Consider the following 15,837-nt stretch of genomic DNA (forward strand, 5'->3'; position numbering starts at 1 on the left):
CCGGCGCAATTGGTGGCCTGGCCAAAGCGGTCCGGCGTCCCGGGTGCCATCAAGCTCAAGCAAGGGCTGTAATTCCACCTGCGCAAGAATGACAATAAGCGGCGCTAGTGGATGGGCATTTGCCGGGGCCCCGCCCGATAATAAACTCGCCCGCCTGTGCTTATGCTAATCCCGGTGCCAGGGCCGATACCCGTTGCCGAAGCAGATATATAGAAGCGGCTTCTGCTGACGAGCGCACGATTATCCAGCGCCGGGCTTATGGCCGTGGTCTCGATTTGCTACAATCCCCCCTTCCTCGCGACCCGGCGCGACAGCGCACTTGTCTCGTATTCGAACTTCCAGACACTCCTATGGCCAAGCTCAACCCTCGTCAAAACGAAGCCGTGCACTATATAGACGGCCCAAGCCTGGTGCTGGCGGGCGCGGGCAGCGGTAAAACCAGTGTGATTACCCGCAAGATCGCCTACCTGATCGAGCACTGCGGCATATCCGCCCGCAATATCGCCTCGCTGACCTTTACCAACAAGGCCGCCCGGGAAATGAAAGAGCGGGTGGGCAACCTGGTGAAGGGTTCCGCCAGCCGCGGCCTGACGGTGTCTACTTTCCATAACCTGGGCCTCAACATCATTCGGCGGGAGTACAAACTGCTGGGCTTCAAGCCCGGCTTCTCCATTTTTGACGCCGAGGATGCCCGCTCGCTGTTGAAGGAGCTGATGCTCAGGGAGGGCGACCTGGATACCGATCACCTGGATCGGGTCCAGCACCAGATCTCCGATTGGAAAAATAACCTCTACGGCCCCGACCAGGCGCTGAGCAAAGCCAGCAGCAAGGGTGAGGAGTGCATCGCCCACATCTACAAACGCTACAACTCCGCCCTGTTGGCCTACAACGCGGTGGACTTCGACGACCTGATCCTGGTGCCGGTGCAATTGTTCCTCAACCATCCCGAGGCACTGGAGCGCTGGCGCCGCAAGATTCGCTATTTGCTGGTGGACGAATACCAGGACACCAACGGCAGCCAGTACCTGTTGGTCAAGCTGCTGGTGGGGGATCGCGGCAGCCTCACCGTGGTGGGGGACGACGACCAGTCAATCTACGCCTGGCGCGGTGCCAATCCGGAGAACCTGTTTTTGCTGCAACAGGACTTTCCCAACCTGAAGGTGATCAAGCTGGAGCAGAATTACCGCTCCACCAGCCGCATCCTCAAGTGCGCCAACCACCTGATTGCCAACAACCCCCACGTGTTCGAAAAAGCGCTGTGGAGTGACAAGGGTATCGGCGAGCCGCTAAAACTGATCCGCTGTGCCAACGAAGACGCCGAAGCCGAGCGGGTGGCCACCGAGATCTTTATGCAGCGCCAGGTGCGCAGTGCTCGCTACAGTGACTTTGCCATTCTCTACCGCGGCAATCACCAGGCGCGCCTGCTGGAAATCAAATTGCAGCAACACCAGATTCCCTACAGCATCAACGGCGGCACCTCGTTTTTCGCCAAGACCGAAATCAAGGACATCATGGCCTACCTGCGGCTGATCGTGAACCCGGCCGATGACAACGCCTTTTTGCGCGTTATTAACACCCCGCGGCGCCAGATCGGCACCTCCACCCTGGAGGCCCTCGGCAGCTACGCCAGTGAACGCCAGATCAGCCTGCTGGCAGCCTGCGGCGAGATGGGTATCCAGGGCCGTATTCCGCAGAAAAACCTGGAGCGCATTCAGCGCTTCTGCCGCTGGCTGGAACAGATTGAAGCCAGCTCCCGGGAGGGCGACCCGGTGGCGACGGTGCGGCAAATGATTGAGGACATCGATTACGAGTCCTGGCTGCACCAGAACGCCTCCAGCCCCAAAGTGGCGGAGAAGCGCTTCGAGAATATCAATTACCTGGTGGAGAGCATTCGCACCATTATTGCCCGCGACGACGAAGAAAGTGGCGACGGCAACCTGGAAGGCGCGATCCGCAAGCTGGTATTGCGCGATTTGCTGGAGCGGCAGTCGGAACAGGAAGACGAGCTCGACCAGGTGCAACTGATGACCCTGCACGCCTCCAAAGGCCTCGAGTTTCCCTACGTCTTTATGGTCGGTATGGAAGAGGATTTACTGCCGCACCGCACCAGCATCGAGGAAAACAATATTGAAGAAGAGCGGCGCCTGACTTACGTCGGTATCACTCGTGCACAGCGAGTCTTGCACATGACCCTGGCGGGCAAGCGCAAGCAGTTTGGCGAGGTCTGGGAAACCACTCCCAGTCGCTTCCTGGATGAGTTGCCGGAAGAAGATATCGAGAAAAGCGGCTTCGGCGAACACTGCCCGGAAAAAAACCAGTCCCGTGGCCGGGAGACACTGGACAGCTTGCTCAGCAGTTTATAAGCCCGCTGCAACCGCGCCGCTTGCACCTGTACACATTGGCAACCGAGGTTAGTTAAAGAATATGACGTTACAGAAATTGACTCGCGGCCGGCGCCGCGCCCGCCACCTATTGTGTCTACCCCTCACCCTTGGGCTGGCGCTCAGCAGCGCTGTCGCGCTGGCCCAGCGCACTGCGGTGGGCGACGATGGGCGCGAAGTTCTGCTGCACGACAACGGTACCTGGGAGTACAAGTCCACCGACCGTTTCGCCACTGGCGCCGATGGCACCCGGGTGCGACTGAAAGACAACGGCGGCTGGGAAGTTATCGGCAATGCCCCGGTAACCCGGGAGGAGCAGGTAACCACCAGTCGCCTGGACGCCAAGCTGGACAAGGTGGTGATGGAGATTTTTCGGGAAAAACTGATTAAAAGTACCCGTTACGATTCGCGCACGGTTTTTTACCTCGACATCGAAGTATCCAGCTACAGCGAGCCGGTGGCGGCGCAATTGTCACACTTTAACCTGTTTAAAGTGAGCGACAGTCGCGGCAAACAATACCCGGTGCTGGGCATTGCGCCACAGAAAAAGCTGCTCCAGCCCGGTGATAAGTTGCAACTGGAGGTGCGCGTGGATGGCGCGCCGTCCGGGCTGCTGGCGGTGGGCACCCGGTATATGACCCTGCATATCGACAAGGCCGTTTTCGGCACCGAAACAGAGCTTAAGTTCAGCAAGCGGGTCGAGGACATAATCGAAGTAAAGCGCGACACACCGTTCGATTAAAGGGCACTGCACTACTGCCCTGACACCTGCGCCATGGCGTCTATTTCTGTGCGCAAGCGGGACAGCATTTGTCGTATTTGGTCGGCATCCCGCTGCCGTGCACGGTTCTCCAACTCGTAGACCAGATCGGCAAATGGGCCGCGCGTAAACAGCCGCGCAGAGCCCAGTAATTTGTGGGCGCAGTCGAACACCACATCCCAATCCTGATCCTCTTCCGCCTCTGCAATCGAGCGACAGAGCCGGCTAAATTCATTAGTGACATCTTCCGCCCTGATACCCACAGGTACCTCGAGGGTAGATTGCGTCTCAATCTCCGCGTCCGCCGCCGGGCCCTCATAAACATCAACGTGACGGCTGACACCGTAGTACAACAAGCTGTGTATCACCTTGGGGTTAAGCGGTTTATAGAGAATTTTATCGATACCCGCAGCGTACAGCTTATCTTCTTCACTGCCGGTAATATTGGCCGTCAGGGCAACAATGGGAACCGCAGGCAAGCGCTTGCGCAATGCCGCCGTCAGGGAAATACCATCCATGCCGGGCATATGCACGTCCAGTAAAATCAGGTCGAAACGGTGTTGCTCAGCCAGTGCCAGTGCGGTCATACCATCTTCCGCGGTCACCACCCCCGCACCCTCACTCTCCAGCTGGATACGAATCAGCTCCCGGCTCAGCTCATTGTCTTCCACTACCAGAATCGCGGCATCGGTAACCGGTCTCGCTGCGGGGCGGTCAACTTGCACTGTTGCAGCAGCGCTCTCCAGTTGCAGCGTGACCGTGGCTTCCGCGCCCATGCCCGCTTCACTCTCGAGGGTAATATTACCTTGCATGGCCTGGGCCAGTCGCTGGGCAATCGACAAGCCCAGGCCACTGCCGCCGAACTGGCGGGAAATACTGTCTTCGGCCTGCACAAAGGGCTGGAACAACAGTGGTAATTTGTCTTGTGCGATGCCGATGCCAGTATCTTTTACCGTGATCACCAACCGCGTTTTAGCATCACTGTCGAGCCAGGCTTTGGCCTCCAACCTGACGTAACCCTCACTGGTAAATTTAATGGCATTGTTCAACAGGTTGGTCACTATCTGTGCCAGCTTGGTGGGGTCACCGTACACCATTAGAGGTACGCCGGGGTCGATCAGGCATTCTAGCGGCAGCTGTTTTTTCTCCGCCGCCGGGGCCTGCAAGGCCACTGCATTTTGCAAGCATTCGCGCAGGTTGAATTCAATACTTTCCAACTGTACCTGGCCATCTTCGAGGCGAATAAAATCGAGAATGTCATCGATCGTAGCCAGCAGTATGGCCGAGGCCTGGTCGACAATTTTGCCGTAAGCTTTGCGCTTCTCGCTATCGTCCGAATCTTCCAGCAACTTCAGGTAGCCGATGATTGATGACAGCGGAGTGCGCAGTTCGTGACTCATTTTCGCCAGGAATAATGCTTTCACCCGACCGGCCTCTTCGACCCTCTTGCTCGCCTCCTCCAGGTCGCGATTCTTGATTTTCAATTGGCCCAGGGTATCGAGCAATTGCCGGGTGGCGTGCTGCACCTTCAGCTGCAAGTTTTCATTTGCGGCTTCTACCTTTGCGGCCATGGCATTGACGCCATTTTCCAACTCCAGTAACTCGCCGCTACCGGACGGTTTCACCCGCGCGGATAGATCCCCCTGCTGGATGTCATTCACCACCCGCGACAAATTGACGATGGGGCGGGTCAAGGCACTGGCCAATAGTAGCGATACGACGCTCACAAGCAGCGCCGCAGCCAGGGTGATAAACAAGCCATTGACCATCAATTGCTGCTGCAATTTCGCCAGTGGATTGGTGTCGTAAAAAAACACAATTCTACCGAGAAATTCCCGCTCCAGCAGCGCGCCGCTTCCGGCTGGATTCAACTCCGGGTTTTCGCTTACCAGCACACCGCTGGTAAACATGGGCAGGTTGAAAAACAGGCGCTCCTCGAAGCGATTGCAGGTACCGGGGTTGTAATAGCAATCGAGCAAATTCTCCACTTCGACGACGTCGCCAGAGCTGGCCAGAATCTCTCCCTGGGCGTCAATAAAAGCCAGTGCCTTTAACACACCCGACACCCGGCGCTGGGTTGCGGCGAACGCCTGTAGCTCGCCCCGGTCCCCGGCCAGTAAATTGAACTCACTGGCCGCCGCCAGGTACTGGGCAAAACGCTGCCCCTGCACTTCCAGGTCCAACCGGGCATCGTCGACCCGGGCCGCCACAAAGAACACCCCCAGTAGCAGAGCCAATAAAATCAGCGGTATCAATACCGAAAACAGGATTCTAAAGCGAATACCCTGCATCAAAATTCCCGCTCCCGTTGGCCCAGCTCCATCTCCAGCAGCGCTTCTGTGGGCAACTCAAGGTTGAGCAGCTCCGCCACCTCCCTGTTAACCAGCACGGAGAAGTAAGCCGGGTGGTCCGGAGTGGAGGTAAAACGCTGTTGCCGGGTGTAGGATTGCAGCCACTCACTGGCCTGTTCGGCAACGTCTTCCGGGCTGGAAAAAACCGCCGCCAGCGCTCCGGCTCGAACATAATCTGCGGAAAAGCCCAGCAGCGGCTTTTTCTTGCGAAAACTCAGGTAGAGCATCCACTTGGCAATGGGGCGATTAAAGATGTACTTGCCCGGCACCGCGATAAATACATCGATGTCACGATACAGTTGGCGCAAGGCGGCGAGGGGATTGTCGTCTTTTTGCAGCAGGTGCGATTGGAATTTTAGCTGCATCTGCGCGGCGGCAGCGTGCATACTTTCCACCAGCGGGGTCGAGGCGCTGTCGTACATTGTGCCGACGCTGTCGAGTTGCGGTGCAATCAAGCGGGCCAGGTTCAACTGGCGCAGTGCCGGTTGATCCATATAAATAGCGGTAAACTGGCCAGCGGCAATTCGAGCCCGGGCCTGGGGATAGCGCTGCACAAGATCTTTAAAACTGGACGACGGCACCAGTAGACTCAGCAGTGGCAAATGCACCGGCGTTTGTAGCAAGGTCTCTGTAGCAAGAGCGCCGACGGCGATTGCGAAATCATGATCGGCGACGGCTTGATCGGCAGATAACCGTTGCCAGCTGTTGACGCTGTAACTGGTAATCTGGGTGGATGGCGACAGACTGTTCGATAACGCCTGCAGCGCCGACCGATAGAGCGGCTCTTCGCCGCTGAGGATAAGGGCGATTTTTGGGCTTGTCGCTGGGCCTGTTGCAGCAGTTTGCGCCCGCCCCGCGTTTGCCTGTGTTGTCGCTGCCAATACCCAGAGGGCTAGCAGTAACGGTAAAAAAACTTTCAATCCATTGATGGTTTTCAATATCGTGATCTCTCAGCTTCCTGCTGTTTTCGATTCGCTTACACCCATTCAGGGCCACTGCACCGTCAAGGAGACAAATGCCCGGCGGCCAAACTCGTTATTGTTTTGAAATTCGAGATATGTGTCCTTTGCCGCATTTTGCACCGTCAGGTTCAACTCCGCCTCGCTAGCCCCCCAGCGCCAGGTTTTTGCCACCGTCATATCCAGCCTGGTATGGCTGTCCACGTCCGTACCACTGCGCCATTTGACCTCATCTTCATAGCGCAGATAACTGCCAAAGCGCCAGTTTTGTGGCAATTTGATGCTGTACAACAGCCCGCCCGACTTGCGCGGCACACTCTTCGGATCCAGGCTGACATAGTCGGGTTTGTTCATCCGCCAGGCCCGTTCGCTATCCATTTCAAAATAGGCATAGTCCAACCGCAGCCAACTGCGGGCGTCGATTTTCCAGGTCAACTGCGCTTCCATGCCCTCCAGGTCCCAGCGGGCGGTATTAGAGAACACCCCTACTTTTGGGTCCAGCGGTGCACCGTCTTCACCGTTGACAAAAAAATCCGGGCAATAGGCTTCAACCAGTGGTGCCACCCGCGGATCGGGGTTGGGGTCAGCACAGACATCAGCGTAGGCGTCAACCCGGTCGATACCGTAGCGCATCTGCTCGCGCAGCAATTTAATATCCAACCCCAGGCGACCCTCGAACGCGAAGTAATAGTAGCCAACCTCAAAGGTGTCGACTCGCTCCGAGCGAATGTCCGGATCGGAAATTTGTACCAGGTCGATCAGATCACCATCGGCAAAGCGCAGGGTCCAGAGGCGATCTGACTCCAGCAGCGCCGGCTGTCGGTAGGCGCGGGTGACACTGGCACGCAGGTGGTGATTGGGGTTGATATGGTAATTCAGGGCCAGCCGCGGCGACAGCTCAGGGTCGAAACCGTTATTGTCCTCCAGCATAAATCCGGCATTCAGCACCAGTGGCGGGATCAACTCCCACTCCAGGTTGGCGAATAGATAGTTTACCGCCGTGTCGACACCGCCCTCGACGAAAGTACCGTCGTGGATCCTGTCCATGCGGGTACCCAAGCCCCAGACCACGTGACTGCCGTAACTGAGATCCAGGTGATGCTCCAGCTCCAGGCTGAACACCGAGAAATCGCGTTCGCCGGCTTCCAGCTCCAGCGCTTCATCGACGTGGCCTTGCAACACCTCGAATCCCGGCTGCATGCCTAACTGCGGTATCAACTCCGGCGGCACCGGTGCCCCCAATGCGTCCGACAACAACCCGGACAGCAGCTGTTTGCGCGAGCGCTGAAAATCGTAGTCGGAGTAGGAAACCCGCAGGTTAAAACGCTGCCGGTGCAGGCTGTATTGCCAATTGGCATTGAACCAGGCCGCACGGCGCTGCTCATCGGAAAACTCATCCAGGTGATCGCCGTCACCGACCCCAAACGTGCCCTTGCTGTAGCCGAACTCGGTCTCTATGGAGGTGGACAGGTCGGGGGTGTAGACGTTGTTGAAAACCAGGTGGCTGACATGGGCCTCATCATCGACCCCGCCAAAGCCATCGCTCTCCTTGTAGGCGGCGCGCACCTGCATGGCCATGGTATCGGTACTGAAGTTCTGCCGGGCACTGTTAACTTTGGTGCCGGCACTGCCCGCGCCCAACTTGACGCTGCCACCGCCTTCCTGCACCGGGTTGCGGGTGACAATATTGATGGCCCCGAGAATGGCATTGGAACCATAGGCGGGTACGTTGGAGCCGCGTACCACCTCGATATGGTCGATATCGTCGGGCACTATGCCCAGCGATTCCCAGGCGACGGAGGACAGCTGGGGCAAGTAGACGGAACGGCCATTGACGCGCACCTCCATGCGCTTCGGGTCGCGGTCGCTAAACCCGTGCGGCGTCACTCCAAAGGTGGAGCCGTTGGAGGCAAATACCTGAAAGCCCGGCACCAGGCGCAGGACTTCAGCGACGTTCAGGGCCCCCTGGGCGGCAATCATCTCCCGGTTGATAACGGTTACCGAGGAGGGCGCATTGGTGACGCTCTGCTCCTGGCGGGTGGCAAAAACCACCTTGGGAATATCGGCAGTCCAGGCGGCTTCCGACAGCCCCTGATGATCGGTATGGTAGGCGCCGGCAGACGCGCTGGCAGCCAACAACAGTGCTGCGCTAAACCGCTGGCGGACAGCTGGGGCGGGGGGGGCGTGCGAGCCGTGGCACTGGCCGGCCGCTGTGCCAGTGAGAGTCTTGACTATTATCATTCGAAGCGGTTCCTTGCTGGCCTGCGTCTGCAGTTTTTATTTTGACACAAATCTCTATTACTGGATTACTGGCACAAGACGGCGTTTATTGCGCCAAAACCTCGCGCTGAATCTGGTGCAGCTCGGCAATACCCTGCTTGGCCAACACCAGCATGGCCGCAAATTCCTGCTCCGAGAAGGGCTCGCGCTCGGCGGTGCCCTGAATTTCAATGATGCCGCCGTCATCGGCCATAACGATATTCATATCCGTCTCAGCGCTGGAGTCTTCAATATAGTCCAGATCCAGCACCGGCACACCCTCACAAATCCCCACCGATACCGCGGCGATCATGCGCTGCAGCGGTTCACCCTTGATACGGTCCTGGCGGCGCAAATACTCGATAGCATCCGCCAGTGCCACACAGGCCCCGGTAATGGCAGCGGTGCGGGTGCCGCCATCCGCCTGGATTACGTCGCAATCGAGCTTGATGGTGTTTTCGCCCAGTGCTTCCATATTCACCGCGGCCCGCAGCGAGCGACCGATGAGGCGCTGGATTTCTACGGTGCGCCCGCCCTGCTTGCCCCTGGCGGCTTCCCGATCCATGCGACTGCCGGTGGATCGGGGCAGCATGCCATATTCCGCGGTCACCCAACCGCGTCCTTCACCGCGCATGAAACGCGGCACCCCGTCTTCGACGCTGGCGGTACAAATCACTTTGGTATTGCCGAATTCCACCAACACCGAGCCCTCCGCATGACAGATGTAATTGCGGGTAATACGAATCTCGCGCAGGCTATCGGCGCTGCGGGCGCTGGGACGGGGCATATCAATTTCCTTGTTCAGGTGGCAAAATTGCTGCCATTATACCTGAACTGCCGCACACTCGGTGAGTGCTTCGGCGGACATCCAGCAACTAAATACCCCTCAGTAAAAGGACATACTATGCCGCGCAGCATGACCGGATTTTCGCGTCAGGAAATCACTCTGCCCTGGGCGACCCTGGCTTGGGAAATTCGCAGCGTCAATCATCGCTACCTGGAAACGCACTTTCGCCTGCCGGAGATTACCCGGGAAATCGAGACACCTCTGCGCGAGGACCTGCGCAAAACCCTGTCGCGGGGGAAGATCGAAGCCAGCCTTAATTTCCAGCTCAACACAGCCGACAGCAGTGCCGAGCTCGGTATCAATTTGCCGCTGGTCAAGCAGCTGTCCAGCTTACTGGATGCAGTGGCGGCCAAGCTCACCAACCCGGCTGCAGTGAACCCCCTCGAGCTATTGCAGTGGCCCGGGGTCATGAGCAGCGCCGAAATCAATCGCGACGAACTGCTGAACCAGGCCAAGGCCCTGTTCCAGCGGGCACTGCGCTCGCTGGTGGAGCACCGCCAGCGCGAGGGGGAGGAACTGAAAACCCTGATCGAACAGCGCCTGGTCGCTATCGAAACCCACGTGGCAGAAGTTCGCCAGCGCTTGCCGGAGATCCTCAGCCAACAGCGCCAAAGGCTGCTGGACAAGCTCGCCGCCCTCAAGGGAGAGCTGGATACCGACCGACTGGAGCAGGAGCTGGTCTACCTGGCCCAGAAAACCGATGTCGATGAAGAGCTCGACCGCCTCAGCACCCACGTCGCCGAGGTGCGCCGCACCCTGGAGCAGAAGGGCAGCGTCGGTCGCCGTCTCGATTTCCTGATGCAGGAACTCAACCGCGAGGCCAATACCCTCTCCTCCAAGTCCATCGTCACCGATACCACCCAGGCCGCCATCGAGTTGAAAGTGCTGATCGAGCAGATGCGCGAGCAGATCCAGAACATAGAGTGATCTCTCTGGATATTTCTAAGTATCTCTAAAGCCCCGGTATTCGGGGCTTTTTTATTTCCAGGGGTTTCCTAACATTTGCCGATATTCCATAATAGTGGTTACCAGTGTGGTTACCAAAACCACTCCAACAGGAGGATCGAGCAAAAATGGTTACCAAAACAGGGCGTGATACCCGGGAGTCGCTTGGTGGTGGCCTTTATCGACGAACCAGAAGTGGAAAAACCTTCTATGAGCTGCGCTACACGGTCAATGGAAAACGCCGCTTCACTGCACTCAAATCGACTAAGCTAACCATTGCCAGAGTGGAGGCATCCAAACTAGTCACTCGAATTGCAGAAGAAGACCACGACCCTGTCGCGGAAAAACGCCGGCAAGGGGTTTCTCGCTATAAAACAATGGATGACGTTGCCGGGTACTGGAAGGCGCAAAACGGGAAACGCCTTAGGCACCCAAACGTCCCAAACCGCCGATACGACAATCACATCGCCCCCTTTATTGGCCAGATAGCAATAGACAAGATCACTAGCGCAGACGTTGTCGCCATACTCGTACGGCTAGAAGCAACTCCTTCTGCTGCTAACAAAGTGCTTATTGACCTTAAGCAGCTCTTCAGCGCGGCAGTGAAACTCGGACTTGTCAGGAGCAACTTTCTCAGGGAGTTCAACCCAAGTGATGCAGGAGGCAAAGAACAAGCTCGTGAAAGGAGCCTCAGCCTGGTTGAGATTGGGCACGCTATGCACTCACTGCGGCGACATCCTGAGCGATTTACCCGGGATAACTACCTGATGCTAGCATTGCTATTCTGCCTCGGAGTACGCAAGAGCGAGCTTGCACAGGCTCAATGGGCAGAATTTGACCTTGCCTCTGGCGAATGGCGTATCCCCAAAGAGCGGACCAAAACTGGTGAACCAATCACGATCCCTCTGGCTCCAGCTGTAGTTGATTGGCTTAGGGAGCTTCACACCAGGGCCTTTGGTTCGGATTACGTATTCCCTAATCGTCGCGCCGGCTCGTCTGGCCGTCGCCATATGGGGGGCGATACGCTCAATCGGGCGCTAGCTGCCATGTTTGGAAAAGCCCAAGGCACCAGCCACCGCAAACCAGAGAATGTAATGGGAGATCTCAAGCCCTTCGTCCCGCACGACTGCAGGCGGACTACCCGCACGTTGCTATCCGAACTAGGTGTCGCCCCCCATATCGCTGAACGATGTTTAAACCATAAGCTTAAAGGAGTGATGGCCGTCTACGACAAACACGACTTTCTGAAAGAGCGCCGCGATGCTCTGGCCAAGCTGACTGAACGAGTAGCGCCGCTGGTGAATGGAGAGTCAAACGTGGTGGAGTTGCCAAATCATGGCTAAGCGCAAACGGGGCAGGCCCCGAAAGACCGGATACACCCTAATCGATTATCGAAGAGCTATTTTGCTTACCTATGTGGCCTATTATCTGGATTCTGGGGACGTCAAATCAGCAAGTCACGCATGCCGAAAGATGGCCGTTAGGGGGATAGATGAACACTGGGAGCGGTATGCCTTAGGAAAATCCATCAAACGCCCATTGGCAGTATTTCTGGAGGATGAACTCAAAAATGCCAAGCGGTCAGCCTCAGCCAGGAAACTCGCTAACCGAGCACTATTGGTCGTTCGCAGCAAAGCACCGAATGCCTCGAGAGCAGATGCCGCCGAACTGCTGATAAATGACTTCGATAACCTCGCAACAAAACTCGTGTAAATAAATCACAAACCTAAAACACCGGATTACGCTCCTCCTAAATCAACTTCAGGAGCATCCAGTGAAATACATAGAACCCACACCCGAGCAAAGACTTCAGGTCCTCAAAGCTTCTAACTCAACTGACGGTCTCATTGATCGCCCGCAACTTCGGAAGATACTTCCAGTATCCGATCCGACGCTCTGGCGCTTGACTCAAACTGGCGAGTTTCCACCGAGAGCTAAACTAGGCCGGAAATGCGCCTGGCGCTTATCCAGTGTCCTGTGGTTCTGCCATCTGCTAGAGCAGGGTGGCCAGAAATGACTGTGCCACTAAACAACGACCAATTCATCACAGCCGTATTCAAAGAAGATGCCCCATTCGCCCATGTAACCAGCTTCCCAGACGATCCCAGCAACATCGCCAACGGTGAGCACGCACGGTGCTGGGCGGGCAACTGGTTCAGCAAGCGGCCACCCACCCCCAACACCAACCAGTATTTCACCATCAGCACCTTCAACCCCGATGGTTCAGGCTCCGCCCGCCGCCAGAAACAGAACTTCCTGCGCACTCGCTGCATCGTGCTGGATGACGTGCGCGAGAAGCTGTCCATCGATGAGGCACGCAAGCTGCCACAGCCCTCGTGGATACTGGAGACCTCCAAGGATTCCGAGCAGTGGGGTTACATCCTGACAGAGCCCTGCCATGAGATGAGCCGGGTGGACAACCTGCTGGATGGGCTGGTCAACAGTGGCCTGTCACCCACCGGTAAGGATCCGGGGATGAAGGGGGTCACCCGCTACGTGCGTCTGCCGGAAGGGGTCAACACCAAGGCCAACAAGCTGGTCAACGGTCAGCCGTTCAAGTGCCGGATGCTGGAATGGGAACCCGATCGCACGGTCACCATGGAGCAGCTGGCTGAGCACTTCCACATTGATCTCGACGCACCGCGGCACCGCGCCCGGGATGGCGAGTCAGCCGCTGACGTACCCGATCATCCGTTGCTGCACACCGAGCACATCCACATCAAGTCTCAACTGGGGCAGGGTCGCTTCGACATCACCTGCCCATGGGTGGGTGAGCACACCGATGCCGCCGATAACGGTAGCGCCATCTTCACCAACAAGGATGGCTCCATGGGCTTCAAGTGCCATCACGGTGCCTGTGAGAAGCGCACCGGTAAGGATCTGATGTTGTGGATGGATGAGCAGGAACCGGGATTCAGGGACCGGTATGGTAAGTGGAAGATGTGGGAGCTGAAGGCGCAGCAGTCTGACACACCGGAGATGAGTTTCATTGAAGGGCCGGCCACGCCATCCCCTTGGGGACGGATATTGGGAATGGCCGCAAACGGAAAAAGCGCAGAAATGAGGTGCAAAATGCTAAACGACAAATATATTCTGAAAGATCTGGCAATACTCGGGCAATGGACGGTTTTTTATGCGGGGCCTAATACCGGTAAAACCCTCATGACCTTGTGGCTGTTGAGCGAATCGATAAGCGCCGGGGAAATCAATGGCAATGATGTCGTCTTCGCTAACTGCGACGACAACTATAAGGGTGGGGTCGAAAAACTCGAACTAGCCGAGCGAGTAGGGTTCAACATGCTGCTTCCCGCAGAAAATGGATTTCGATCCGATGATCTTATAGCTCTAATGCGAACATCTGTTACGTCGGGAGAAACAACTGGAAAGGTGATCGTGCTAGACACCTTGAAGAAATTTACTGATCTAATGGATAAAAAAGCATGTACCGAATTTGGCAAGATCGCTCGCGAGTTTGTTAGTTCGGGCGGATCAATCGTCGCATTAGCGCATGTCAATAAGCACCTTGATGCAGAAGGCAAGAGCATATACGCCGGCACGGCTGATATTCGCGACGATGCCGACTGTGCATTCGTCCTAGAACATCTGGGCAAGGAGCAGTCGTTCGACGGGAAAACGACCCACACCGTTGAATTTCAGCGATCCAAGTCACGAGGAGATGTGGCGGATGCCGTGGCCTTTCAATATACCGAGAAGAAGGGGGCCGGCTATCAAGCCCTCATCGATTCGGTCAGAAGGATAGGGGACGAAGAGGCGAAGTCCGCAAAGGAAGCCGAGCTCCGCGCCAAACAGCAAGAGAATGATTTCGAGGTGATTGAGGCGATCAGGACCGCCATTGAAAACAACCAATATTCAAAGGGAGAAATCGAAAAATTCGCAATGGATATGGCTGGTCTGCCCAGAAAGCAGGTCCGAGCTGTGCTCGATCGATACACCGGCAGGCTCTGGGAGTTGTCGAGAGGCAACAACAACAAATATCTGTACTCGTTGATTGTTGCACCGAAACTAAAAATCATGAGCTTTGTTTAATGTTACCGGAAACAAGATGAAACCCTACCCCTGGCAAACAGCGATCTAAAAATCTAGCAAACAGAGGAAAACTGGCGATCTTGGCAAACTGGCGAACTACCCAATTAGTTACACCAAACCGGAATGTTTCAATGTTATGCCTTACAAATGCTTGCTCCCATTTTTCTAGATTCTTCAGTTCGCCAGATCGCCGTTCGCCAGAGGGGGGTACATCGATAAAGGTAAACACCTTGGTACACCAAGAGGAAAAATACCTATGGAAATGCAAAAGTACGACCTCAACCCTGAAGAGCAGCTGGCGGTAGCGAATTACATGAAATCTATGAATAAGAGCCAGGCCGCACGAGAAGCTGGCTTTTTGTCTGCGGCAGTATTCAACAAGCCCGCAGTGAAAGAGGCCATTAACGACCTGGTGAGGCGACGCGCAGAGCGGTTACTTGTCGGCAGTGACTGGGTGCTGAATGAGCTGGTGCGTGTGTATCACCGCTGCATGTCACTTCAGGATAGTGATGACCCACATAGCGGCTCTGGCGGGGGAGTATCCTGGGATTCCCGGGGAGCATTACAGGCGCTCTCACTGTAAGCGATCAACAAACCCCACCTTCAACCCAACCCTGGCTGCTGTTACGGTTTGACTTCACTTATTAATGGAGCATCCCCGTATGACAACAGAGGAAAAGCAAAGGTTCTGGCAGGGCCACATCAATGACTGGCGCAAGAGCCAGGTCACTCAGAAAGTTTACTGCGAAGAGCGCGACTTGTCTTTTGCCCAGTTTGCCTATTGGCGCACTCGACTGAACCGGGCTTCAGCCAACCCTGGTAAATTGGTGCCCGTGCGTGTTGCCAGCTCTGCCCCGACTGGTACCGCAACGCTCTATTTGCCGGCAGGTGTCAGGATGGAAATTCCAGCATCATCGCTGGCCGATGTGCTTCCAGTTGTCTATCGTGCCGTCAGGGACAGTGTCTGATGTTACGCCCCGGCATGGATGTCCAGGTGTATTTATATTCAGAGCCAGTCGACATGCGCAAATCCATCGATGGGTTGTCCGTACTTGTTGAAACCGAGATGAAGCTGGCGCCCTGCATGGAGGCACTGTTTGTGTTCTGTAATCGTGGCAGGGACAAGATCAAATTATTGTGCTGGGAAGTATGTAAACCTTTTCATACTTCCCATTATGCGCGACAGTGGATTATACAGGCTTCCAAAACGCAATTCCGAACAGTGAGTTTAGTGATCGAATAAAACCCTTTTATTTTCATGTGGTTACTGGTTGTCTATTTGCCCTGA

At 56.2% G+C, this 15,837-nt stretch carries 13 protein-coding genes; 9 read left to right on the forward strand and 4 right to left on the reverse strand.

The window, feature by feature from the left end:
• The first annotated feature begins 350 nt into the window (after positions 1 to 350).
• Both rep and G8764_RS15030 read left to right on the forward strand, forming a co-directional pair.
• A complete protein-coding gene (gene rep, locus G8764_RS15025) occupies positions 351 to 2,363 on the forward strand; it encodes a DNA helicase Rep (RefSeq protein WP_166165478.1) in 2,013 nt (670 codons plus the stop codon).
• Between the two features lie 61 nt (positions 2,364 to 2,424).
• A complete protein-coding gene (locus G8764_RS15030; protein ID WP_166165479.1) occupies positions 2,425 to 3,123 on the forward strand; it encodes a hypothetical protein in 699 nt (232 codons plus the stop codon).
• 11 nt (positions 3,124 to 3,134) lie between these two features.
• Here the strand turns inward: G8764_RS15030 and G8764_RS15035 are convergent, their stop codons facing one another.
• The 4 genes from G8764_RS15035 to rph all read right to left on the reverse strand — a co-directional run bounded on the left by G8764_RS15035 (position 3,135) and on the right by rph (position 9,497).
• Positions 3,135 to 5,432, reverse strand: coding sequence for a hybrid sensor histidine kinase/response regulator (locus G8764_RS15035; RefSeq protein ID WP_166165480.1), 2,298 nt, complete (start codon positions 5,430 to 5,432; stop codon positions 3,135 to 3,137).
• A complete protein-coding gene (locus tag G8764_RS15040; RefSeq protein WP_166165481.1) occupies positions 5,432 to 6,430 on the reverse strand; it encodes an ABC transporter substrate-binding protein in 999 nt (332 codons plus the stop codon). Before G8764_RS15040 ends, G8764_RS15035 begins: the two co-directional genes overlap by 1 nt.
• Positions 6,431 to 6,478: 48 nt before the next feature.
• Positions 6,479 to 8,692, reverse strand: coding sequence for a TonB-dependent receptor plug domain-containing protein (locus G8764_RS15045; RefSeq protein WP_166165482.1), 2,214 nt, complete (start codon positions 8,690 to 8,692; stop codon positions 6,479 to 6,481).
• Positions 8,693 to 8,777: 85 nt separating this feature from the next.
• A complete protein-coding gene (rph, locus tag G8764_RS15050) occupies positions 8,778 to 9,497 on the reverse strand; it encodes a ribonuclease PH (protein WP_166165483.1) in 720 nt (239 codons plus the stop codon).
• Positions 9,498 to 9,614: 117 nt separating this feature from the next.
• On the opposite strand from rph, the gene G8764_RS15055 reads away from it, so the two are divergent.
• The 7 genes from G8764_RS15055 to tnpB all read left to right on the forward strand — a co-directional run bounded on the left by G8764_RS15055 (position 9,615) and on the right by tnpB (position 15,792).
• The gene (locus tag G8764_RS15055; RefSeq protein WP_166165484.1) at positions 9,615 to 10,484 is read left to right on the forward strand and encodes a YicC/YloC family endoribonuclease; all 870 of its coding nucleotides are present in this window, start codon (positions 9,615 to 9,617) and stop codon (positions 10,482 to 10,484) included.
• A gap of 146 nt (positions 10,485 to 10,630) precedes the next feature.
• Positions 10,631 to 11,845 carry a tyrosine-type recombinase/integrase gene (locus G8764_RS15060; protein ID WP_166165485.1) on the forward strand — a complete coding sequence of 405 codons (1,215 nt, stop codon included), beginning with the start codon at positions 10,631 to 10,633 and terminating at the stop codon, positions 11,843 to 11,845.
• Positions 11,838 to 12,215 carry a hypothetical protein gene (locus G8764_RS15065; protein WP_166165486.1) on the forward strand — a complete coding sequence of 126 codons (378 nt, stop codon included), beginning with the start codon at positions 11,838 to 11,840 and terminating at the stop codon, positions 12,213 to 12,215. The genes G8764_RS15060 and G8764_RS15065 overlap by 8 nt, the downstream gene beginning before the upstream one ends.
• A 300-nt stretch (positions 12,216 to 12,515) precedes the next feature.
• Positions 12,516 to 14,549 (forward strand): hypothetical protein, encoded by a 2,034-nt coding sequence (locus tag G8764_RS15075; RefSeq protein ID WP_166165488.1) that lies wholly within the window; start codon positions 12,516 to 12,518, stop codon positions 14,547 to 14,549.
• A gap of 256 nt (positions 14,550 to 14,805) precedes the next feature.
• Positions 14,806 to 15,132, forward strand: coding sequence for a terminase small subunit (locus tag G8764_RS15080; RefSeq protein ID WP_166165489.1), 327 nt, complete (start codon positions 14,806 to 14,808; stop codon positions 15,130 to 15,132).
• A gap of 79 nt (positions 15,133 to 15,211) precedes the next feature.
• Entirely contained in the window at positions 15,212 to 15,517 is a 306-nt protein-coding gene (gene tnpA / locus G8764_RS15085) for an IS66 family insertion sequence element accessory protein TnpA (protein WP_166165490.1), read from the forward strand.
• Between the two features lie 14 nt (positions 15,518 to 15,531).
• Positions 15,532 to 15,792 (forward strand): IS66 family insertion sequence element accessory protein TnpB, encoded by a 261-nt coding sequence (gene tnpB / locus G8764_RS23070; protein ID WP_425049212.1) that lies wholly within the window; start codon positions 15,532 to 15,534, stop codon positions 15,790 to 15,792.
• Positions 15,793 to 15,837: the final 45 nt, after the last annotated feature.

The sequence above is a fragment of the Pseudomaricurvus alcaniphilus genome (assembly GCF_011440395.1).
GTDB lineage: Bacteria > Pseudomonadota > Gammaproteobacteria > Pseudomonadales > Cellvibrionaceae > Pseudomaricurvus > Pseudomaricurvus alcaniphilus.

What these genes read in the sequence shown, in the direction of transcription:
- rep (WP_166165478.1), top strand. Translation starts at nt 351, where the DNA reads ATGGCCAAGCTCAACCCTCGTCAAAACGAAGCCGTGCACTATATAGAC.
- G8764_RS15065 (WP_166165486.1), top strand. Translation starts at nt 11,838, where the DNA reads ATGGCTAAGCGCAAACGGGGCAGGCCCCGAAAGACCGGATACACCCTA.
- G8764_RS15060 (WP_166165485.1), top strand. Translation starts at nt 10,631, where the DNA reads ATGGTTACCAAAACAGGGCGTGATACCCGGGAGTCGCTTGGTGGTGGC.
- G8764_RS15075 (WP_166165488.1), top strand. Translation starts at nt 12,516, where the DNA reads ATGACTGTGCCACTAAACAACGACCAATTCATCACAGCCGTATTCAAA.
- rph (WP_166165483.1), bottom strand. Translation starts at nt 9,497, where the DNA reads ATGCCCCGTCCCAGCGCCCGCAGCGCCGATAGCCTGCGCGAGATTCGT.
- G8764_RS15035 (WP_166165480.1), bottom strand. Translation starts at nt 5,432, where the DNA reads ATGCAGGGTATTCGCTTTAGAATCCTGTTTTCGGTATTGATACCGCTG.
- tnpB (WP_425049212.1), top strand. Translation starts at nt 15,532, where the DNA reads ATGGATGTCCAGGTGTATTTATATTCAGAGCCAGTCGACATGCGCAAA.
- tnpA (WP_166165490.1), top strand. Translation starts at nt 15,212, where the DNA reads ATGACAACAGAGGAAAAGCAAAGGTTCTGGCAGGGCCACATCAATGAC.
- G8764_RS15055 (WP_166165484.1), top strand. Translation starts at nt 9,615, where the DNA reads ATGCCGCGCAGCATGACCGGATTTTCGCGTCAGGAAATCACTCTGCCC.
- G8764_RS15080 (WP_166165489.1), top strand. Translation starts at nt 14,806, where the DNA reads ATGGAAATGCAAAAGTACGACCTCAACCCTGAAGAGCAGCTGGCGGTA.
- G8764_RS15045 (WP_166165482.1), bottom strand. Translation starts at nt 8,692, where the DNA reads ATGATAATAGTCAAGACTCTCACTGGCACAGCGGCCGGCCAGTGCCAC.
- G8764_RS15030 (WP_166165479.1), top strand. Translation starts at nt 2,425, where the DNA reads ATGACGTTACAGAAATTGACTCGCGGCCGGCGCCGCGCCCGCCACCTA.